The organism is Streptomyces sp. NBC_00258 (genome assembly GCF_036182465.1).
In the GTDB taxonomy this organism is placed as follows: Bacteria; Actinomycetota; Actinomycetes; order Streptomycetales; family Streptomycetaceae; genus Streptomyces.
This window is the reverse complement of record NZ_CP108081.1, coordinates 11,670,089-11,690,322: the sequence shown is the minus strand read 5'-3', so window position 1 is coordinate 11,690,322 and position 20,234 is coordinate 11,670,089. Positions and strand designations below refer to the sequence as shown.

The window sequence follows — 20,234 nt, the reverse complement described above, 5'->3', positions numbered from 1 at the left end:
AGACACCCACATGGGACAGCTGGAAGGCAAGACGTCGGTGGTCACCGGGGGCAGCGCCGGTATCGGTCTGGCCACCGCCGTACGGCTGGCGGACGAGGGCGCGTACGTGTTCGTCACCGGCCGACGCGAGTCCGAACTGGAGGCCGCCGTCAAGACCATCGGAGCAGACCGGGCCACCGCGGTCGTCGGCGACATCTCGAAGCCGGAGGACCTGGACCGGCTCTACGAGGCGGTACAGGCGCGAGGCCAGGGTTTGGACGTGCTCGTGGCGAACGCGGCGGTCGGCGCGTTCGTGACGCTGGAACAGACGACCGAGGAGCACTTCGACCAGACCTTCGCGGTCAACGTCCGAGGCACGCTGTTCACCGTGCAGAAGGCGCTGCCGCTGCTCAACGACGGAGCCTCGATCGTCCTGGTCGGTTCGACGGCCGGCGACCGCGGAGTAGAGGCGTTCGGCGCGTACGCGGCGTCGAAGGCGGCCGTCCGGTCCTTCGCGCGGACGTGGTCCAACGAGCTCAAGGACCATGGCATCCGGGTCAACGTGGTCTCGCCGGCATGGATCGAGACTCCCGGGGGCACCGCCGCCTTCGGCGACGAGGAGACCGCCCGGGCCGTCAAGGCGAATGTCGCCGCGACCGTGGCCAAGGGCCGCATGGGTCAACCTGAGGAGGCCGCCGCAGTCGTGGCCTTCCTGGCCTCGGAACAGAGCAGCTACGTCGTCGGCGCGAACATCTACGTCGACGGTGGCACGAACCAGATCTGAGCAGGCACCACACGGTGGGTGCCATCTGAAGCGTTCCCGCTTCCATGCCGCTACCACTAGGAGCATTCGGTGAACCGCCCGTCGCATGCCTTGCGCAGCCAGGCGTAGTCGGCGAGCTTGGCCATCTTCGCGCGCAGCGGTTCCAGCTTCCCGCGCACCGTCACCTGAAGGCCCAGTTCCTCGCCCACCGCCCTTACCTGGACGGGGTCGCCGGCGGCCCGCACGATCGCCAGGATATTGCGATAGCCAGCGGGCAGCGCGGCCTCGTCCGGATTCTCGCAGCGGTGCGGGATCAGCAGGGCCGCCCGCCCCGCCACCCGGGCGGGAGTCGGGGCGACGGTCGCGGCGACCTCCGCCGCGGCCCGGTCCTTCTCGGCCAGCCGGTTCAGGACCTGCTCGGCGATCAGCACCTGCTCCCGCTCGGCCTGGACCTCCTGGAGTCGCTTGGCCAAATCCTCGGCCAGCGTGTCCAGTTCACTCCGGCGAGCCGTGATCCGCTCCAGCTCCTGCATGCCCACGCCCTCCCCGCGACATCCCCCTGCACCGACCCTGTGACGGATACAGGGAGCGGCACGGTCCTCGGCGCAGCAGAACCCGGCAACGCCTCAGGCCGGCAGGTCAGACGATCTTCACCGCGGACACCCGCCGACGACCAGCACGAGTATCCCGCCTGCCCCTCACACCAGACCCGTGACCTGCGAACTTCACGTTGCACAGACCTCACTGCAGATACATCCCACCGCACCATGCATCCGGCATGCCTTGAATCTGAAGGGTCAGATCCGAGCCGGGATACATCGTCGCGGTCCTGGCGGCGGCCGGGTTCACCCGAGGCGGTGGCCCTAAGGGTGATGTGCGCCCACAAACGCAGGCCCCAGTGTGCCATCGCGGTCGCCTCGCACCGGGGATCCCGGACACCTTCCATCGCAGACGGCCAGCCACCCCGAAAGCATCAGTGACGACCAACGCCGCTTCCTCAACAGAGGCATCCTGCTTGAGCTTTGGCCAGTACTCGGCAAGCTCATCAGCACCGCCATCAAGGACGTCCGAGAGGAAGGGTTCCCGACGCTACAACCATGATCAACATCCCGAACACTCCCCCAGCGCCGCCACGGTAAGCATTCTCATTGCATCTGCGGAAGTCTCACGCAACCTGCAGGACCGCAGGTCAAGCTGCTCATACAGGGTCCAGAACCCGTCGCAATCGACTTACAGCACCACAGGTCAACGGAATGCAGTCACGGCAACAACGGTGAGACCTCACAACGAAGACGGTGAACGTAAGGCACGTGACAGAGTTCGTCAACGGCGCCAGGGTGTGAAGCAGCCAGGTGCGGCGAAGGCCGGTGGGGCCCGCTGGACAGGCTCCACCGGCCTCCGTGCCAGCACCGTCGAGGTGCTCTTGGTCAGGCGTCGGTGCGGACCGTCCGCAGGGCCTTCGTCCAGCTCACGAGCTGGTCGAGCGTGGTGTCCAGGGCCGCCTTTTGGTGGTCACCGGGCTTGAACATCGAATAGTTCTCGAAATCCGTGGCGAGGGAGAGCGCGACCTGCGCCCGTACCGTAGCCACCTGCAGCTCGGCCATGATCAGACGCAGGTGCTCGACAGCACGGGCGCCGCCGACGCTGCCGTAGCTGACGAAGCCCGCGGCCTTGTTGTTCCACTCGCCGTACACGAAGTCGATGGCGTTCTTCAGCGCGCCGGAGGTCGAGTGGTTGTACTCGGGGGTGACGAAGAGGTAGCCGTCGAAGGAGGCGACCTTCTGCGCCCACTCCTGGGTGTGGACGTTCGCGTACTGGCCCATGGACGCGGGGACGGCCTCGTCCAGGTGCGGCAGCTTGAAATCGGCGATGTCAACGAGTTCGAACTCCGCGTCATCGCGCTGAGACGCGATCTCCTGAGCCCACCTGGCGACGGCCTCGCCGTTACGGCCCGGACGGGTGCTACCCAGAATGATCGCGATCTTCACACTCATGGCTTGCTCCAAACTTGAGATATCAGCCGTACGCGTCCGCGCAGTCACCCTGAGGTCGATTCGGCCGACCATCAGCCGCATCGGCTGACATCGCGTCACGAGTGGGCTCGGCCTCCGCATGAAGACGGTTCGCGGCCTCGGTGGCGGCGCATCCGATCAAGTGGATGACGCGTCAACCACATTAGCATCGACACTTGATGCGTCAACCAGATGCGTCATGGCTCCACTCCACAACACCACTGACATGGGAGGCAGTTGACCGCCTGCACCTCATCGAGGGACCCGACTGTTCGAGCCGCAACCAGAACGTCCCGACGCGACCTGACGCAGTCGGGTCCGCAATGCACCGGTCGCCCGACAGCCGACCGTGAGGGGTGAACGCTCGTACGTCCCCCTCGGACTCGGATCGAGGCCCTTTCACCTGCCTTTCCGGGACGGCCCGACCTTCAGCCGGGAAGGAGTGGATCCCCGGACAGGAGCCACGAAGCGACGGAGTTCCCTACGCGTATGTCCCGACCTGCACCTTCGTGATGCGGTCAACCAAATGCGGGCATGAACAGCAGGGGTCGGGATGGGTGAGGTGGAGTACGCCCGGTACACGTACGAACTGCCCGTGTCGTCCACTGCGTTTGCCCGGCTGGGGCCGAGTGGTCGCGCTGCCGCCGGGCGTGGAATGAGTGCGTGGCGATGTCCGCAAAGGCAGTGGAGCAGGGCCCGCGTCCAGGCAACGCTCCACCGCGTCACCCTCAACGTACTCGGCGCCGGCGGCGAACTCGACCGGTCGCGATGCGCGATCGCCTCCGTCAGCCTTCCGGCTGCGAAAGGGTGCCCTCGACCGGACCGAACCCGACCGACCGCGGCAAACTGGAATCGAAAGTACCCCTGACCACAGGCCGGAAGGGGATCCCACCGTCGCTGGGCGCCTCGGCCGCCGACAGGCACGACAGTCAGGGCCTTCAGCCGCTCGTGCGCGGCATCTCGCCTATTTCTCCTTGTCGTGCGGCAACGCGCCGTTTACGGTCGTCCGCCGCTGCATCGAGCAGCAGCGTCCGCCCTCAAGTGCACGTCGGAGGAGCCTCGTAATCCATTCACCCCCGGCGGGAACAGGAGGACCTTCTGCAAGGAACCCGGTAAGCCAACCTGCCGGAAACCAGGCGAAGTAAGCCAGGAATCCCTCTGCCAGGAGAGGGAGAAGTCAGCAGGGCTACTCAGCCGAGCTGCGTCTTGAGCCACCGCAGGACATCAGGTGTGACCGGGTCAGTTATGTCGGCGAACTCATCGTGCCGCTTGAGGAACTTGGCGACGTAGGGGCAGACCGGGACGATCCGCATTCCGGATGCGCGCACGTCGGCAAGTGCCTGCTGGACCAGTTGTGGGGCCAGTCCCTGGCCTGCGAAGGCCTCGTCGATCTCCGTGTGGAAGAAGACACGTTGCACGCCCAGGTCACGGTAGGCGGTCAGACCGGCGCGTGGGCCGTCGACCAGAATCTCGTACCGGCGACCGGTGTCCGCACGCTCGACGACCGTGGTGGTGGAGGGCTCGCTCATGGGGTGCCTTTCGCAAGGAAGGTCAGTGGGCCGGCGGGTTCCGGCGCGGTGTGATGACGGCGTTCGGCAGGGCCGGTGCGGGCAGGGGGCCGCCGGGAAAGTCCTCGATGACACCGAAGCGGTCGGAGGAGGCTTCCCACTCCTCGCGGGCTTTGACTATGTCCTCGTGACTGCGGCCGACGAAGTTCCACCACATGACGATCTCCTCTCCGAAGGGAGGTCCTCCGATGAGGATGGCCCGCGCCGGAGCGTCGGTCTCGTTCACCATCGTCAGAGTTTCGGGGCCGCGAGGGACGTAGCCGAGTTCGGCAGGCCGCAGCACAGTGTCGACCATGCGGATGTCTCCGCGGTCCACGAGGAGGCCGTGCTCAAAAGCCGTGTCCACGGCGAGCGTGAGCGTCACATGGGGTTCGATGACGATCTCGGCGCCGAGCAGCGGCGTGAAGGCCCGGGCCGGAGAGGTCCGGCCGACGAGCGAGCCCAGAAAGACCCTGATCTCGGCGCCGTCGACCTGCGCGGGTTCGGGCACGTAGTGCTGGAAGTCCCGGGCGGTGTAACGGTGTTCCTCCGGCAGCGCGACCCACAACTGGACGCCGTGGAGGACAGTGGTGGTCGCGGTGGAGACCTCCGAGTGGGCGATGCCGTATCCACCGGTCATGAGGTTCATCTCACCGGGCCGGATCAAGGCGTGGGTGCCGAGGGTGTCGCGATGTTCGAGCTCTCCACTGAAGAGCCAGCTCACCGTCTGCAGTCCGGTGTGTGGATGCGGGGGCATGTTCATGCCCCCCGAGACGGCGACCTGGTGTGGGCCGTAGTGATCGGCGAAGCACCAGGCACCGATGAGTGTGCGCTGCCGCTGGGGCAACGTCCGCCGCACACGCATCGCGCGTGGACCGCCGAGAGGGACCTCGCGCGCCGACAGGACATCCACCCTGGGGGCTCCTGCCGGCCGGTCGCTCTCGACGAGCGCACCGCAGCGCAGAGCCGCGACATCGGTTTCCGCGTTGCTCATCGAGAGCACCTCCCGCACAATCTTGTTGTCACATCAACTAGGATGCCACAGGGCAGGCCGATGGCCAAAGCACCCGCACGAACACAGGCCACTCCGAGCGTGGCCCGAAGGAGGCCCCGACGTGAGCGACCCCACCCCCATCCCCCCGCCCCGCCCCGCCCCGAAGGATCTTCATCGACAAACAGAGCCCCAAGGCCTTCCATGCTCTGGTGCAGGTCTCGGAGGCGGTTCGGGCAACAGCCTCCGAGGCCGGGCTCGACCGCACCACCGTGGAACTGATCAACGTCCGCGTGTCGCAACTCAACGGCTGCGCCTACTGCCTCGATGTGCACATCACAGCGGCCCTGCGCGCCGGTGAATCACCGCGGAGACTCGGAGTCCTGAGCGCATGGCGGGACACCGGCCTGTTCGCTCCCCCGGAGCGCGCCGCCCTGGCGTTGGCCGAGGCCACAACCGATCCGGTGAACGCCGCGACCCAGACATCGGCCTTCGAGGCCGCCCGACAGGTTCTCTCCGAGGACCAGATCTCAGCCGCGATCTGGGTGGCGGTCACCATCAACGCGTTCAATCGCGTATCGATCATGAGCAAGCACCCCGTACCACCGCTTCACAAGAAGTAGAGGCGGCCCGCTCGCCCCACCGCTGCGTCACGGGGAGGTGTCGTGACGACCGCTAGAACCCAGAGGGCAAGCCGGGTTCCAGGATGTACGTCATCTCGTACGTGAACCGCTCAGTGCTGATGCCTGCCTGATCCCACGGAGGCCTGGGCACAGTGGATTGTCCCAGCGCTCGTCAGACCGCTGGGACATGAAACCGATCTCGATCTCGCTGTGGACGGAGTCTCAGGGGCGGGGCAGGTTTCGCAGGTTGGCGCGGGCCAGGTCGAGCATCTTGCCGACACCGCCATCGAGCACCGTCCGGCCCGCGGCGAATGCGAATCCCTTGACCTGGGCGGCCGAGACATGCGGCGGGATCGACAGCGCGTTGGGGTCGGTCACCAGGTCGACCAGGAACGGTCCGTCGTGGGCGAGCGCCCGCTTGAGTCCCTCGACGACATCCCCGGGGCGCTCGATGCGGATCGCCTCGATGCCCGCGCCGCGGGCGATCGCCGCGTAGTCCACCGGCTCATGGTCGGTCTCGTGATCGGGCAGTCCTTCGACCAGCATCTCCAACTTCACCATGCCCAGGGAGGAGTTGTTGAAGACGATCGTCTTCACCGGCAGATCGTGCAGCTTCACTGTGAGCAACTCCCCCATCAGCATGCCCAGTCCACCGTCACCCGACATCGATATCACCTGGCGGCCGGCGTATGCGAACTGCGCGCCGATGGCGTGCGGCAGCGCATTGGCCATAGTGCCGTGCAGGAACGAACCGATCACCCGACGCCGTCCATTGGGGGTCAGATAACGCGCCGCCCACACATTGGACATGCCGGTGTCCACGGTGAACACCGCGTCGTCGGCCGCGAGTTCGTCCAGGACGGAGGTCGCGTACTCCGGGTGGATCGGGGTGTGCCGCTCGACGTCGTGGGTGTAGGCGGAGACCACCTTCTCCAGCGACTTGGCATGCTTGTGCAGCATCCGGTCCAGATAGGTACGGTCCCGCTTCGCCTCGATCAACGGCAGCACAGCCCTCAGCGTCTCCCGGACGTCTCCGTGGACCCCGAGTTCCAGCACAGTGCGACGGCCGAGCCGGCCCGCATCGTGGTCGATCTGCACGGTACGCGCCTGCGGCAGGAAGTCGTTGTACGGGAAATCGGTGCCGAGCAGGACGACCAGGTCCGCCTCGTGCATCGCGTCGAAGCAGGCGCCGTAGCCCAGCAGACCGCTCATGCCCACGTCGTACGGGTTGTCGAACTGGATCCACTCCTTGCCCCGCAGGGTGTGCCCGACGGGGGCGGCAGCCTTCTCGGCGAGCGCCATGACCTCGGCGTGCGCGTCCCGCACTCCCGCACCACAGAACAGCATCACCTTCCGTGCCGCGTTCAGCCTCTCGGCCAGCGCCCGAACCTGTCTGTCCGGCGCGACGACGCGGCCGCGCTCAGTGACCAGGTCGCTGCTTCCTGTCGGGCGAGTCGCCTCGTCGTGCGCGACGTCGCCCGGTATCACCAGGACCGACACGGCGCTGTTTCCCAGAGCCCGCTGCATGGCGATCCGCAGAACCCGGGGCATCTGTTCGGGGGTACTGATCATCTCGCAGTAGTCACTGCACTCGACGAACAGCCTTTCCGGGTGCGTCTCCTGGAAGAAGCCGGTACCGATCTGATGGGACGGGATGTGCGAGGCGAGCGCCAGCACGGGCGCACCGGAGCGGTGCGCGTCGTACAGTCCCTGGATCAGGTGGGTGTTTCCGGGGCCACAGCTTCCGGCGCACACCGCGAGCCTGCCGGTCAGCTGTGCCTCTGCTGCCGCGGCGAAGGCGGCGGCCTCTTCGTTCCGTACATGCACCCACTCGATGCCGTCGGTACGACGCACCGCGTCGACCACCGAGTTCAGGCTGTCACCCACCACGCCGTAGATCCGCTGCACGCCCGCCTGGCGCAGAACGTCCACCATCTGCTGGGCCACGGTCAGATTCCGCATCGCCGGACTTCTCCCCTCGGGCTGTACACCTGTCCCACATGACTCTCGACAGCCTCAATGTAGTTGATGAATCCACTATCAGAAGCAGGGGCGCCCAAGCTCGCCACCGAGGACGGCTCACTGATCGTTTCAGAAACGGGTACTGCGGCTTCTCGACCAGGCACGGCCGAGAGAGGCCGGGCCCGGTAGCCGGATGCGGGCTCTCGGGCTCTCGGGCTCTCGGGCTCTCGGGCTCTCGGGCTCTCGGGCTGGGCACGGTGGGCGCGCGATCCAACCGTAGCCAGGGAGCCGGGGCGGGTTCCCTGTCCGCCCGGCTGGACCTCTGTCAGGCGCGCCGAGCCTCGGCCGGCTGGGCGGAGGTCTCACTGCCCAGACCCAGGCTGCCGTATGCGATCGAACGGTGCATGAGTGTGACGGCGATCCACAGCCCTCGACCACGACCTCATCGCCACTGCCGTCCACGTCTCTGGCATGGGACCTCGCGGCGGTTGGGACGGCGGCCGCACCGCTCCCGGCACCCCGCAACAGTGCGTGGCGCACCTTGCTCGCGCGACAGGTCGTGACCTGGCGCCGGGACTACTAGGGGAATCGCTTCTACGCGATCGACCGGGCCTTGCCACACGGGACCGGTTCCACACCGAAAGAGCGGAGTTGTTCATGGTTGCGTTCGCTCGCGGTGCCGATGGCACGCGCCCCGCGAGCAATGATGGAGGCCCTCAAGGGCCTCGTCACCGGCGCTGAAGGCGGTCACGCCCTCGCCGACCTGGTCGACCGCACCGGCCACGTCGGAGCCGAGACCGCCCGGGAGATCGACGATGCGCAGCACGTCAGAGGTGGCGTACTCGGAGAACCGCACGGCCGTGTCACTGACCGCAGGGCCCCGCGTGGTCGCAGTACGGCTGGAGGCGGCTCTGCCCGCAGCCGCACAGCATGACCCTGGTCTCGGCGCGTGCGCCCTGCGCCGTGTCCACACTCAGCTCCCCGCGCACGGTCAGCTGCCCGGTGGCACTGCGGGTGATCGTGGTGGGCTGGTCGGGCGTTTCCTCCACGCCCTCTACGAGTTCGTACTGGAGCGCGCCGGAGGGACAGCGCCGCACCACTTCAGCCAGGCGCTCGGCCGTGGATCCATCCGGCTGGATCCACGGTCGCTTCGTCGTGTCGAACACCTCGGGCAGGCCATGGACGCATTCGGCGGCGTGGAGGCAGCGCCTGGCCTCGAAGGTCACCGCGATCGACTCCGCCCGGTATGTCTTCCGCTCTGATTCGCTGCTCATGCCCGCCTTCACTACCGCCACGCTCGGCTCTTCAGTCACTGACCTTGCTGCGGGACTGGTACAGCAGGTCCTGGTACTCCGGGTGCCGGCTGATCCAGCCCGCGAAGAAGGGGCAGGTGGCCAGCACCCGCAGGTTCGCGGCACGTGCCTCGTCAAGGGCTGTGCGGGCCAGCGCGGACCCGACTCCCGCGCCCTCGTACTCCGCCTCGACCTCGGTGTGCACAAACGCCACGAGCTCCGTCGTACGGATGTATTCCGCGACGCCCGCCACCTTGGGCTCTCCATTGACACGGGCCTCGTAGCGCTTCGCCTCGGGCACGTCGCTCACTTCGACCGTCATGTGTCCTCCTTGTGGGGCCTGATCCCGCTCAACTCGGCAGAATCCCGCCGGCCGGGACATCAGCCTAACCTCATCAGGTTGATGCATCAACTTAACAGTCGACGAGGAGGCGAGCACGCGGTGCATGAGAATCCGCCGACACGGCGATCCGCCGTGACCAGTTCGGGCATTACTCGACCTCACGGCCGACAATTTCCTGGAACTCGCCCTGCAGGAGACGCGGATCGCACCACTCGCTCGTAACTTCGAACCAGACAACTTCGATACGTTCTCCACCCGTCCGACGGGCATCGACCGGCACCTTCCTGCTCGCGCACCAAGGCCGGGTCTGCACCGAAGCGCCTCGGTCACGACCGACGCGGCTTCGTCGAGGGGCACGTTGCCCCCACCGCGAGTGGATGAGCTGTCAACAATTTCGTTAGACTGCCCCCATGGACGCACCGCCGCGCTGGCTCGATCCAGAAGAGAAGGCCGCCTGGGACAACTTCATCCGCATGCAGGAGAAACTCGTCGGACGGCTGTCCCGCCGCATACAGACCGACTCCGGAATGTCCGCCGCCGACTACGTCGTGCTCGTCAGCCTTACCGAAAGAAGCGACGGGCGGATGCGCTTCCTAGACCTGGCCAACCTCGTAGAGTGGGAAAAGAGCCGGATGTCCCATCAGGTCACGCGGATGGCGAAACGCGGGCTCGTGTCCAAGGAGGAATGCCCCGACGACGGACGCGGAGCTTTCATCGTCGCCACCCCGGGCGGTTACAAGGCGATCGAAGAGGCCGCACCCCAGCACGTCGAGCACGTCCGCCGCCTGTTCATCGATGCGCTGACCCCGAACCAGCTCAGCACACTCGCCCGGATCAGCAAGCGTGTCCTGGACCACATGGAGAAGCAGCCGGACTGACGGGGCGAGGGGATGCAGTTCCCTGGATCACGGGACGGCAGCCTTTAGCAGCCCGGCGGGGACGTCCTGGCGTGCGGGCCGCCTGCCGGGTTCGCGGCGGGCGTGCTCACCGCTGAGCCACTCGTCCGGGGCCAGAGGGTCGGCCGGCAGGCCGAGCATTCCGCGGGCCTCTTCAAGCGCCGGATGGTGTCTCTTGCCAGGGGCCCTCGGAGGCCATGCCCTACGTCCCGGCCGATGGGACAGTTCCTCGCTGGGAGTCAGTCACCCGTCGGTACGGGAGCTGGGACCGGACCCAGGTAGAACCGTGACCGGGCGATCCGTCCGTCTCGGATCCAAATGATGGCAGACCCGCCCAGCACCACCGTCGCGCCGTCCGGCCCGGTACCCACCATCTCCCACTCTGTCCAGAATTCCGGGCCTGCGGTGGCACGGCGCAGGAGCTGTGCCCGTATGTCAGGAAGCCGGCCGTAGATTGCGGTCCAGTTGGCGAGCACATGCTCGTTGCCAGTGAACCCTTCCGCTGGGCGATGCGGCACCTCGGCTACGTAATCCGGGGTGAAGCAGTCCGCCACCCGCTGAGGATCATGCGAGTTGATCGCGTCCCTGAGACGCTCGACCGGGTCCTGTCGGCTCATCGTGCTCATCTCCATGTCGTCCGTCATCGGCTCTGTCCCTACGGTGTCTTCCGGTCATCGGACTCCCGGCACTACCGGAACGCATGGCCGCGGTCAGGCGGCGCGGGTCACCGGCTCGGTCGCGGCGACGCCGTCCCCTCTACAGAACTGCAGCCGTGGTCGCGCCACATCAGTGGAAGAGCTGCTCTGGCCGTTCGACGCGGTCAGGTCACCATTGACGGCGATGTGCGCGCCGTTCACGTACGAGGCGCCGTCGCCGGCGAGGAACGCCACGACAGCGGCCACCTCAGCGGGATCGCGGGCCGGCCCATGGGCACGCGGTCGTCGAACCGGTCGCGCAGCAGCGTGCTTTGGGCGAGCGCTGTCCGGATCTCCTCGCTGCTGGTCGTCACACCGGGATGGACCGTGTTGACCCGGATCTCCCGGCCGTGGTCGAGGGCCATCGCATTGGTCAGGTTGGCCACCGCGCCCTTGGTCGCGTTGTAAGCGGCCTGCGTCCAGTCACCGCGCGCGTCGCCCACGGATCCGATGTTGACGATGCACCCGCGGGCCGCGCGCAGGTGGGCAAGGCGGCCCGGGAGGCAAAGAACGGGCCGTCGACGTTCACACTCATCATGGCGCGATAGGCATCCTCGCCGGTGCTCTCCACGGTGCCCGGCTGCGCCAGCCCTGCGTTGCTGACGAGGACGTCCAGATGCCCAAACCGCTCGGCCACCCCGTTCATGAGCGCCGTGACGGCGGCCAGATCGGAGACATCGCCGACCCACGGGTGCATGTCACCCCTGTCCGGACCGCTCTCGACAGCTGGCGCAAGGTCGATTCGGTACGCCCCACCAGTACCGTGGTGTATCCGTCGGCGGCGAAGCGGTGCGCGATATGGACGCCCAGCCCTCCCCCGGCGCCGGTGATCACGGCCACGCGGCCGTTCTGGTCGTTCACCACGTCCTCCTGATGTGTGGGCTTCAAACACTAGGAAGATCACGGAAGTTCCGGCATGCATCAGGACGACAACCGACCTGAGCATCGGCGACAAACACATCCTGGAAGCAGATTGTCCAGTCGGAAGATGTCAACGATCACCACTGGACTGGACCCCCGACCGGCGACCGACGACCGACGACCGACGACCACTCTCCCAAGCCCCGGTCGGCCCGGTTGTGGACCAGGCACCAGTTCGCTGACCTGCGGCTGCGCCAGCCTTGCCACGATCTGGTTGACATGACAACCATGAGGGTGCCATGTTTACGTATCAACTAGATCGGCGGAGGTGGTGTAGGTGACAAAGGGGACTGCGACACGAGTCCTGCTGTTCGGGTTGAAGAGCGGAGGTCATACCTGCACCTGCTGAGCGGGCGGGAGAGCGAAGGCCAGGTCGGCCGGCACGGACGTCCTGCCCGGTCGTCACGAACCATGCACCGCCGCACCCCCGACACAACGAAAGCGTTGAACGAAGTGAACACGATGGATGTCTCGCAAATCGAGTTCGGCATCGACAGTTTCGGGGACCGGCCCCGAAACGACCAGGGCATGATCGTCTCGCACGCTCAGGCGATCCGCGCCACAGTGACCGAAGCGGTCCTTGCCGACCAGGTCGGTATCGACGTTGTCGCGTTGGGCGAGCACCACCGATCCGAGTACGCGATCTCCAGCCCCGAGACAGTACTGGCGGGCATCGCGACGGCCACGGAGCGCATCCGGCTCGCCTCGGGCGTGACAGTGCTGTCCTCGGACGACCCTGTGCGCGTGTTCCAGCGGTTCGCCACGGTCGACGCGCTCTCCAACGGCCGCGCCGAGGTGATCCTCGGACGTGGTTCCTTCACCGAGTCGTTCCCCCTGTTCGGGTACGACCTGAAGGACTACGAGGTGCTGTTCGAGGAGAAGATCGACCTTTTCCACCGTCTCCTGGAAGAGGGGCCGGTCACCTGGGAAGGCACCACGCGCGCCGCCCTGCACAATGCGGACGTGTACCCGAAGACCGATTCGGGACGCCTCAACACCTGGGTAGGGGTTGGCGGGACACCGAAGTCCGTGCTCCGCACCGCTCAATACGGCTTCGGGCTCATGCTGGCAATCATCGGCGGCGCCCCCGACCGGTTCGCGCCCTACGTGGATCTGTACCAGCGTGCCAGCGAGGAGTTCGGCACGACCGCGCAGCCGGTCGGAATGCATTCGCCCGGCTTCGTCGCATCCACCGACGAAGAAGCCAAGGAGCTCTTCTACCCTGGGTTCAAGGAGATCCGCGACCGGATCGGGGCGCAGCGCGGCTGGCCGCCGCTCCGCCGGGAAGAATTCGCCGCCGAGGTGGACCGCGGATCGTTGTATGTCGGCTCGGCCGAGACGGTCGCGACCAAGATCGCCCATGCTGTCCGGGTACTGAACGCGGGCCGGTTCGACATGATCTACTCCGCCGCCGGCACCGTTTCAGCCTCCGCACGTCTACGTTCGGTCGAGTTGTACGGCACCCAAGTCATCCCTCGGGTCCGCGAGCTTCTGACCGAGCAGCCCGCGGCCACGTCGGGAGCGACACGATGACCGCCCCCGCCACCACTATCGGGATTCTGGGAGCCGGGAAAGTCGGCACCGTCCTGGCGCGCTTGGCGGTCGCCTCCGGCTGTCGAGTCCTGATCTCCGGGTCCGGTGACCCCTCCAAGATCGCGCTTGCCGCCAAGATTCTCACCCCTGGAGCGACCGCCGTGTGGCCGGCCCAGGCCGCGGGTTCCGCCGACGTGGTGGTCCTGGCTCTCCCGCTCGGCAAGCACCGCAACCTCCCGGTTCCGCAGTTGGAAGGAAAGCTGGTCATCGACGCGATGAACCACTGGTGGGAGGTCGATGGTCCCCGCGCCGCGATCCTCCCGCCCGATACCTCATCGAGCGAATTCGTGCAGCGGTTCCTGCCGGGCGCGCGTGTCGTGAAAGCCCTCAACCATATGGGCTACCACGACCTCGAGGACGAGGCTCGTCCAGCCGACAGCCTCGGACGCAAGGCCATCGCGCTCGCTGGTGACTCGCCCGAGGATCTCGCCGTCGTGTCTGCGCTGATAGACGCTCTCGGATTCGACCCACTCACCATCGGCGACCTCGCGGCGGGCATCCGGCTCGAACCCGGGACCCCCGCCTTCGGAGCCAATGTCGACGCCGACCGGCTTCGCGCGCTTACCGCCACCCCTGCTCCGACAAGACTTCTTGAGCACTCGTAACAGAAAAACAGAATCGACTCGGTCGAATTGGAGAACTGTGGCCATGCCGTGACTCTCCCCAAAGAAGGACAGTCAGATGACTCAGGAATTGACTGACGACACCAGTGCATCTGTGACGGTCGATCTCGATCTGGCAAGCCCGATCAGCTGCTACACCATCAGACGCGCCGACAAAATACCCGTAGGCACGGCCGACTTCGTCGTCATATCCGATGTACGCGAAGAGCGGATATTCTTCCATACCGAGGTGTGCCAGGTTTTCGATGGACGTGATCTGGTTGAGCTTCTGGTGTGCAAGGCACTCACTGACAGCATTCGCGAAAATGCCACCGTCGTGCCCCTGTGTCCGATGTTTGCTCGTCACCTGCGGGTGCACAGCGACAAATTTAGCGCGAGTGGCGGTGTGTTCCGCCAGCCGACACCTGACGACATAGGAGTAATCACGCGCGCCACGCTCGGCGAAGCGTGAAGATTGCAATTACGCATGGGGGACGAATGCGGCCAATAATTCCGGACTATCTTGCTGAGGTGCTCGGAGATGTGGAGTCGGACACGTCCGGAGAGCAGGCGGGATACATCCCTGAGCTTGCGGCTGCGGATCCCGAGCACCTCGGCGCGGCCTTTGCTATGCTTGACGGAAAGGTATATGGCGCCGGTGACATCGATATCGAGTTTACGATCCAGTCGATCTCCAAGCCGTTCGTATATGCCCTGGCACTGTCTGATCGCGGATTCGGCTCCGTGCTCGCCAAAGTTGGTGTCGAGCCCTCTGGAGAAGCGTTCAACGAGATATCACTCGAAAGCGGTACCGGGCGACCTCTCAATCCCATGATCAACGCTGGTGCGATCACCGTTCACTCACTGGCCGGCGCAGAGGACCTGAATCCGTCAGGCCGGGTGGAGCGCGTGCTCCACGGCCTCTCAGCGTTCGCCGGTCGTCGACTGGAGATGGATGAAACGGTATACGCGTCAGAGATCGAGAACGCGCACCGCAACCTCGCCATTGCACACATGCTCCGCAGCCACAACATCCTCACCGGGGACGCGAGAACCATCGTGGACGGCTACACCCGCCAGTGTTCCGTGCTTGTCACCACGCGAGATCTGGCCATGATGGCCGCGACGTTGGCCAACCGCGGGACAAATCCCCTCTCGGGTGAGCAGGTGGTGCCTGAAGCGGTGGTGCGTCACGTGCTGAGCGTCATGTTCAGCTGTGGAATGTATGACGCCGCTGGTGACTGGGCGACCCAGGTCGGAATTCCGGCAAAGAGCGGAGTGGCCGGGGGCCTGATCGGCGTGCTCCCCGGACAGATCGGCATTGCCACGTTCTCACCACGCTTGGACACTCACGGGAACAGCGTCCGCGGGGTGTCACTGTTCGAACGATTCTCTTCAGACACGGGTCTACACGCGATGGAAGTTCCCGCCGCTGCGCTTGCGGTCGTGCGATCCAACCATGTCGTGGGCAGCGGACCGAACGCGCTCCGGGTTCTGCAACTGCAAGGTGGACTCGGCTTCGCCGGAGCCGAGCGAGTGGTCAAGGAAGCCGTGGACACCTCGCCTTCGGAAGTCAGAGTGGCTTTGGACCTGACAAGGGTCTATTCGATCAACGACGTGGCGCGGCGCATGCTACTCGAGGTCGTACGCCGGCTGACGCTGAGCGGTCACGACGTCTACCTCGTCGATCCAGAATCGATCATGCCGGATCCCGATCCCGGCGATGGCGGCCGAGTCACAGTCGTGGATAACGTGGATCAGGCCGCGAGTCCGGCGCGGGCCGGCTCGGCACAAGAGCCGGTCTCATACGGAAAGAAGAAACCTCTGACCCACCCCCGATAACGCACAGTTTCCACACAAACACATGGGTCGGCATTCATTTTCGTCGGTCGGAAGGGAAAGAAATCATGGGTTACATCAGCGTAGGCACGGAGAACAGCACGCCGGTCGAGCTCTATTACGAGGATCAGGGTTCTGGACAGCCGGTCGTCCTGATCCACGGGTATCCACTGAACGGACACAGCTGGGAACGTCAGACGCGCGAGCTGTTGGCCCAGGGCTATCGGGTCATCACTTATGACCGTCGTGGCTTCGGCCAGTCGTCGAAGGTGAGCTCCGGTTATGACTACGACACCTTCGCCGCTGATCTGAACACGGTCCTTGAGACCCTCGACCTGCGGGATGTCGTCCTTGTCGGCTTCTCGATGGGCACCGGGGAACTTGCCCGCTACGTGGGTCGCTACGGTCATGAGCGTGTCGCGAAGCTCGCCTTCCTCGCCTCACTCGAGCCGTTTCTCGTCGCCCGCGACGACAACCCCGGCGGGGTGCCGCAGGAGGTATTCGACGGAATCGCCGCGACCGCAAAAGCGGATCGATACGCTTGGTTCAAGCAGTTCTACGCGGACTTCTACAACCTCGACGAGAACCTCGGCACTCGTATCAGCGAGGAGGTCGTGACCGCTAGCTGGAACGTCGCGATCCGCAGCGCTCCGGTGGCTGCGTACGCGGTCGTACCGGCATGGATCGAGGACTTCCGCGCCGACGTCGAGGCGGTCCGCGCGAGCGGCAAGCCCGCACTGATCCTGCACGGAACAAACGACAACATCCTCCCGATCGACGTCACCGCGCGCCGATTTCACAAGGCGCTCCCCGAGGCCGACTACGTCGAGGTCGAAGGAGCGCCGCACGGCCTGCTCTGGACCCACGCCGACGAGGTCAACACCGCGCTGCGCGACTTTCTCTCGAAGTGACGGTGGACGACTGGCTGTTCTCCAGGCGACTCATCCTGACGCCGAAACCGCGTTATCGAAGTTGACGAGGCGTGTGTAGTGCCCGAGCTGCTGTTCAGGCGCTACACACGCCCTGCAGACGCAGGAGGGAGAAGCCGGGGGTGCGGCTGTTCTCAGGGGATGGCTTGACGGGCCTGCCCCCGCGAAGGACGAAGGGCGTCATCCACGACCGGGGCGCCCGCTACCTCGAGATCGACGAAGCCCTCACCGTCGGCAGCCAGGAGGCAATGTTCCTGACGCTCGGCGGAACTGGTCCGCGCAGGCCGTTCGTCGCGGGCGCCGGACCGCCTACCTGTACGCGAACTCGATGGGAGCCGCTCTACACCTCCGCGGGTTTCCGGACCAAGGACTACCTGACGAGCTCACGGCTCCGTCCGGCTCATCGTTCAAGAACCCCAACATGACGAGAGGAGTGTGACGACCATCATGACCACGAGCTCCACCGCGCTGGACCGTTACATGGGGCTGTCCGACCGGGCGGTCCATGACAAAGCGGCTCTGGACGAAACACTGGCGCTCTTCGCGGCGGACGCGACCGTCGAGATCGGCCCGGAGCCGGCGCAGGGCAGTGAGGCCATCGCCGCCTTCTACCATGCCCACTTCGCCGACCACGCCGAGATGAAGCACTTCTGGAACACCACGGTCTTTGATGACGGCACCCTCAAGGCCGAGTGGGTCTGCGCAGCACGCAAGACGGACGGCAGCCTCATCACCGTCGCCGGGGTAGAACACGCCACGCTCGACGCTCAGGGTCTCATCAGCCATCTCCGCAACGAGTTCACCCGTCTCCCCGGCTGAGCTGGCCCAGTCGCTATAGCTCCAGGCCTACTCCGCTTCGGCGGTGGAGCAAACGCGCGGCCTCCACGGCCTCCGGCCGACCACGGGCTCAGGGACGCAACAGGACTCCGGGGACCTCACGGGCGTCCCGTGAGGTCGGCGATCTTCCCAGCCCACCACGCCTGTTGGCGTCGGCAAGCACTGGGTGCGCCCCCTGGGTCGGCGTTGCCCGACGCTCCTGGTCGACCTGGACACCCGTCGGCCTCTCGATGTGTTGCCCGCAAAGGGAAGACGCCGCCCCGCCGGCCGCCTGGTTGCGCGGACACCCCGAGGTGGAGATCATCTGCCGAGACCGGGCCGGCGCCTACGCGGAAGGTGCGCGAGCGGGTGCCCCACAGGCCAGGCAGGTCGCGGACGGCTGGCATCTGCGGAGGAATCTCGCCGAGCCCTTGGCGAATACGGTCGGTGCCCATCACAGCTACATCCGGACCGCGTTCGCAACACCCCCGCTCACCAAGAAGGAGCCCACCGCGCAGGACCCGGCCACGAAGGAGCCACCAGCCGGCGGGACCGGGGCGGAGCCGCTGCCCATCAATCCAGTCACGTATCCAATCAGTCCTGCCCTCGTGTTCCGGGAGGATCGATCGGGCGCTGATCAACCGGCGAGTCGTCGCGATGCCCGCGTGCGCCATGGCAAGGACAGCCAGCCAGCAGACCAATCCCACACCTGCAATCCCAGCCTCCACGGCGACCCCAATCAGAGGTATGAAGAGGACCAGCGCCATCAGGGCGATCCCGGTCGGTATCGAAATGGCGCTTCGATCACTTTCGGCGAAGTCTCGTGCCTACTGCCCCGCCCTTAGACGATTGACGTAGGCGCCCGTCGGCGCAACCTTCCGTCGGTTCGGCAGTCTTACTTCCCGGGGTGCGCATGGCGACAGAACATCAGGTTGCCTTCTTCCTGAGAGAGCTGGAGACGGGCGACACCTGGCGACGGGCAGCAGCGGCGAAGGGGCTCGGCAAACTCGGCGGCACCGAGCACGCCGCGGTGCTCGTCCGGGCAGCCGCCGACCCCGCGCCCGAGGTACGGGAAGGCGCGGCGGTGGGCCTGGGCAGACTGGGGGTCCCCGAGGCCGGGGCGGAGGTCCTGCCCGCGCTGATGGGCGACGACGATCCGTGGGTGCGCAGACGGGCCTCATTGGCTTCGATCCGGCTCGGGCTGAGCGACCGCGAAGTCGTGGACGCCTATGCGCGACTGCTCGGCGACCCCGACCATCACCTGCGGATCAACGCCTTGGAGGCGTTGCGGGAGCTGGGCGTGCCCGGTGATGTTCCCGCGCTCGTCCGGCTGATGAGTGATCCGGCACACCGCCTCTCGGGTCCGGCGTGGGCCATGGTCTGGGACTTCCACAAGGACCCGGACGTCGAGGCAGAGCTGGTCCGTACGGCCCAGTGGGGCGAGGACGCCGTCCGTGCGCGCGCCCTGTTGATGCTGGCGGACCAGGCCACCGAACGGCTGCTGCCGTCGCTGTTGAGAGTTCTGACCGACGACCCTTCCACCGAGGTGCGCCGCGCCGTGGCTTTCCGACTGGCGCGCGTGAAACGGCCGGAAGTGCAGGACGCGCTGTTCGCGACTCTGGAGGCGGAGCGGGACCCGGAGATGGCCACACAACTGCTGTTCCTGCTCGAGGGATCGCGGGACGAACGGCTGCTGGAACTGGCATCCCGCTGGCTGAGCGAGGAGCGGGCCGGCCCGTCGGCCGCTGTTGCCCTGGGGTCCGTCGGCGGCAGGACTGCCACGAAACTCCTGCGGGCCGCACTCACCGACCCGGCAACGCCCACCTGCACACTCGCGGCAGCGGCCAAGGCCTACGGCGAGATGGGGAGATGGGACGCCGTGTGGCTGCTGCTCCCTCTGCTGGACCATGCCGCACCCGAGGTGTGCGGAGGTGCGCTGCGCGGCCTGGATGCCATGGCGGACGCCGGGTTTCGGCCGTGGGAACGCGCGGCGGTCGCCCGGGCACTGGTGGCCCGTCTCGGCGTCGACGCTACTCTGGTCTGGGTGGCAGAGAGCGTCCTCACCAATCTGGCGGAAGCCCTGCCCGGTCTGCGAGAACTGGTGGACCGGACCCCCTCCCCCTCTGTCCGTGCCGCCGCGCTGTCGCTCCTGGACCCGCACAATGCGACGGACTCCGGCACCCCGCACGATCTGCCGCTCTTCGTGCGGCACCTGGACGACGCGAATACGGGGGTGCGCCAGGCCGCCGTGCAGGGGATCACCCACTGGGTGGAGGAGACGGGCACACTCCCCTCGGGCGAGGAGCGGCTGCGCGCCCGGCTCACCGCCCTGGACTCGGACCCATCCGATTTCGTACGCGAAGCGGCGGCCCAGACACTGCGGGCCCTGGACGACTGCCGGAACAACTGACCACGCAGGGGTCACGGCGGC

The 20,234-nt window shown here is 66.4% G+C and carries 22 protein-coding genes and 2 pseudogenes; 11 read left to right on the top strand and 13 right to left on the bottom strand.

All coding sequences use genetic code 11. The features are described from left to right. Positions 1 to 10 precede the first annotated feature (10 nt). Complete coding sequence (locus OG718_RS51925; RefSeq protein ID WP_328847597.1) at positions 11 to 763, top strand: SDR family NAD(P)-dependent oxidoreductase; 753 nt, start codon at positions 11 to 13, stop codon at positions 761 to 763. 56 nt (positions 764 to 819) lie between these two features. Here OG718_RS51925 and OG718_RS51920 read toward each other — a convergent pair whose 3' ends face one another. Together OG718_RS51920 and OG718_RS51915 are read right to left on the bottom strand one after the other, a co-directional pair. Then, positions 820 to 1,275: a hypothetical protein gene (locus OG718_RS51920; protein WP_328847596.1), complete on the bottom strand. Its 456-nt coding sequence runs from the start codon at positions 1,273 to 1,275 to the stop codon at positions 820 to 822. A gap of 894 nt (positions 1,276 to 2,169) precedes the next feature. After that, on the bottom strand, positions 2,170 to 2,736 hold the full coding sequence (locus tag OG718_RS51915) for an NADPH-dependent FMN reductase (RefSeq protein WP_143643251.1): 567 nt from the start codon (positions 2,734 to 2,736) through the stop codon (positions 2,170 to 2,172). Positions 2,737 to 3,436: 700 nt separating this feature from the next. Here OG718_RS51915 and OG718_RS54570 point away from each other — a divergent pair. Continuing rightward, positions 3,437 to 3,750, top strand: a pseudogene (locus tag OG718_RS54570) (IS5/IS1182 family transposase); the annotation flags it as partial. A gap of 194 nt (positions 3,751 to 3,944) precedes the next feature. Here OG718_RS54570 and OG718_RS51905 read toward each other — a convergent pair. Both OG718_RS51905 and OG718_RS51900 read right to left on the bottom strand, forming a co-directional pair. Then, the gene (locus OG718_RS51905) at positions 3,945 to 4,283 is read right to left on the bottom strand and encodes a GNAT family N-acetyltransferase (RefSeq protein ID WP_328847595.1); all 339 of its coding nucleotides are present in this window, start codon (positions 4,281 to 4,283) and stop codon (positions 3,945 to 3,947) included. Positions 4,284 to 4,305: 22 nt separating this feature from the next. Beyond that, positions 4,306 to 5,295, bottom strand: a complete 990-nt coding sequence (locus tag OG718_RS51900) for a pirin family protein (RefSeq protein ID WP_328847594.1) — start codon at positions 5,293 to 5,295, stop codon at positions 4,306 to 4,308. A gap of 167 nt (positions 5,296 to 5,462) precedes the next feature. Here OG718_RS51900 and OG718_RS51895 point away from each other — a divergent pair, with 167 nt between their 5' ends. After that, positions 5,463 to 5,915, top strand: coding sequence for a carboxymuconolactone decarboxylase family protein (locus OG718_RS51895; RefSeq protein ID WP_328847993.1), 453 nt, complete (start codon positions 5,463 to 5,465; stop codon positions 5,913 to 5,915). A gap of 222 nt (positions 5,916 to 6,137) precedes the next feature. Here the strand turns inward: OG718_RS51895 and OG718_RS51890 are convergent, their stop codons facing one another. From OG718_RS51890 to OG718_RS51875, 4 genes are all read right to left on the bottom strand, one after another. Further along, positions 6,138 to 7,877, bottom strand: a complete 1,740-nt coding sequence (locus tag OG718_RS51890; protein WP_328847593.1) for a pyruvate dehydrogenase — start codon at positions 7,875 to 7,877, stop codon at positions 6,138 to 6,140. 655 nt (positions 7,878 to 8,532) lie between these two features. Beyond that, entirely contained in the window at positions 8,533 to 8,733 is a 201-nt protein-coding gene (locus OG718_RS51885; RefSeq protein ID WP_328848020.1) for an alcohol dehydrogenase catalytic domain-containing protein, read from the bottom strand. A gap of 7 nt (positions 8,734 to 8,740) precedes the next feature. After that, entirely contained in the window at positions 8,741 to 9,151 is a 411-nt protein-coding gene (locus OG718_RS51880) for a (4Fe-4S)-binding protein (protein WP_328847592.1), read from the bottom strand. Between the two features lie 31 nt (positions 9,152 to 9,182). After that, complete coding sequence (locus OG718_RS51875) at positions 9,183 to 9,491, bottom strand: GNAT family N-acetyltransferase (RefSeq protein ID WP_143643257.1); 309 nt, start codon at positions 9,489 to 9,491, stop codon at positions 9,183 to 9,185. A gap of 431 nt (positions 9,492 to 9,922) precedes the next feature. Between OG718_RS51875 and OG718_RS51870 the strand changes: the two genes are divergently transcribed. Beyond that, the gene (locus tag OG718_RS51870) at positions 9,923 to 10,390 is read left to right on the top strand and encodes a MarR family winged helix-turn-helix transcriptional regulator (protein WP_328847591.1); all 468 of its coding nucleotides are present in this window, start codon (positions 9,923 to 9,925) and stop codon (positions 10,388 to 10,390) included. Positions 10,391 to 10,417: 27 nt separating this feature from the next. On the opposite strand, the gene OG718_RS51865 is transcribed toward OG718_RS51870, so the two are convergent. The 5 genes and pseudogenes from OG718_RS51865 to OG718_RS51845 form a co-directional block, all read right to left on the bottom strand. After that, positions 10,418 to 10,549, bottom strand: coding sequence for a hypothetical protein (locus OG718_RS51865; protein WP_328847590.1), 132 nt, complete (start codon positions 10,547 to 10,549; stop codon positions 10,418 to 10,420). 98 nt (positions 10,550 to 10,647) lie between these two features. Beyond that, the gene (locus OG718_RS51860; protein WP_260695754.1) at positions 10,648 to 11,052 is read right to left on the bottom strand and encodes a nuclear transport factor 2 family protein; all 405 of its coding nucleotides are present in this window, start codon (positions 11,050 to 11,052) and stop codon (positions 10,648 to 10,650) included. 66 nt (positions 11,053 to 11,118) lie between these two features. Beyond that, positions 11,119 to 11,298, bottom strand: coding sequence for a hypothetical protein (locus OG718_RS51855; protein WP_328847589.1), 180 nt, complete (start codon positions 11,296 to 11,298; stop codon positions 11,119 to 11,121). Then, positions 11,262 to 11,749: pseudogene (locus OG718_RS51850) on the bottom strand (SDR family NAD(P)-dependent oxidoreductase). Before OG718_RS51850 ends, OG718_RS51855 begins: the two are co-directional and overlap by 37 nt. After that, positions 11,746 to 11,937 carry an SDR family NAD(P)-dependent oxidoreductase gene (locus tag OG718_RS51845; protein WP_260695765.1) on the bottom strand — a complete coding sequence of 64 codons (192 nt, stop codon included), beginning with the start codon at positions 11,935 to 11,937 and terminating at the stop codon, positions 11,746 to 11,748. Before OG718_RS51845 ends, OG718_RS51850 begins: the two are co-directional and overlap by 4 nt. A gap of 549 nt (positions 11,938 to 12,486) precedes the next feature. On the opposite strand from OG718_RS51845, the gene OG718_RS51840 reads away from it, so the two are divergent. The 7 genes from OG718_RS51840 (at position 12,487) to OG718_RS51810 (ending at position 20,213) form a co-directional block, all read left to right on the top strand. Next, positions 12,487 to 13,557, top strand: a complete 1,071-nt coding sequence (locus OG718_RS51840; RefSeq protein WP_328847992.1) for an LLM class flavin-dependent oxidoreductase — start codon at positions 12,487 to 12,489, stop codon at positions 13,555 to 13,557. Continuing rightward, positions 13,554 to 14,222: an NADPH-dependent F420 reductase gene (locus tag OG718_RS51835; protein WP_328847588.1), complete on the top strand. Its 669-nt coding sequence runs from the start codon at positions 13,554 to 13,556 to the stop codon at positions 14,220 to 14,222. The genes OG718_RS51840 and OG718_RS51835 overlap by 4 nt, the downstream gene beginning before the upstream one ends. Positions 14,223 to 14,298: 76 nt before the next feature. Further along, complete coding sequence (locus OG718_RS51830; RefSeq protein WP_328847587.1) at positions 14,299 to 14,691, top strand: N-acetyltransferase; 393 nt, start codon at positions 14,299 to 14,301, stop codon at positions 14,689 to 14,691. Between the two features lie 26 nt (positions 14,692 to 14,717). Then, positions 14,718 to 16,061, top strand: a complete 1,344-nt coding sequence (locus tag OG718_RS51825; protein ID WP_328847991.1) for a glutaminase — start codon at positions 14,718 to 14,720, stop codon at positions 16,059 to 16,061. A 65-nt stretch (positions 16,062 to 16,126) separates the two neighbouring features. Then, positions 16,127 to 16,969 carry an alpha/beta fold hydrolase gene (locus OG718_RS51820; RefSeq protein ID WP_143643263.1) on the top strand — a complete coding sequence of 281 codons (843 nt, stop codon included), beginning with the start codon at positions 16,127 to 16,129 and terminating at the stop codon, positions 16,967 to 16,969. Positions 16,970 to 17,434: 465 nt separating this feature from the next. Beyond that, positions 17,435 to 17,806 (top strand): nuclear transport factor 2 family protein, encoded by a 372-nt coding sequence (locus OG718_RS51815; protein ID WP_328847586.1) that lies wholly within the window; start codon positions 17,435 to 17,437, stop codon positions 17,804 to 17,806. A 910-nt stretch (positions 17,807 to 18,716) separates the two neighbouring features. Next, on the top strand, positions 18,717 to 20,213 hold the full coding sequence (locus OG718_RS51810; protein WP_328847585.1) for a HEAT repeat domain-containing protein: 1,497 nt from the start codon (positions 18,717 to 18,719) through the stop codon (positions 20,211 to 20,213). The last annotated feature ends 21 nt before the right edge of the window (positions 20,214 to 20,234 follow it).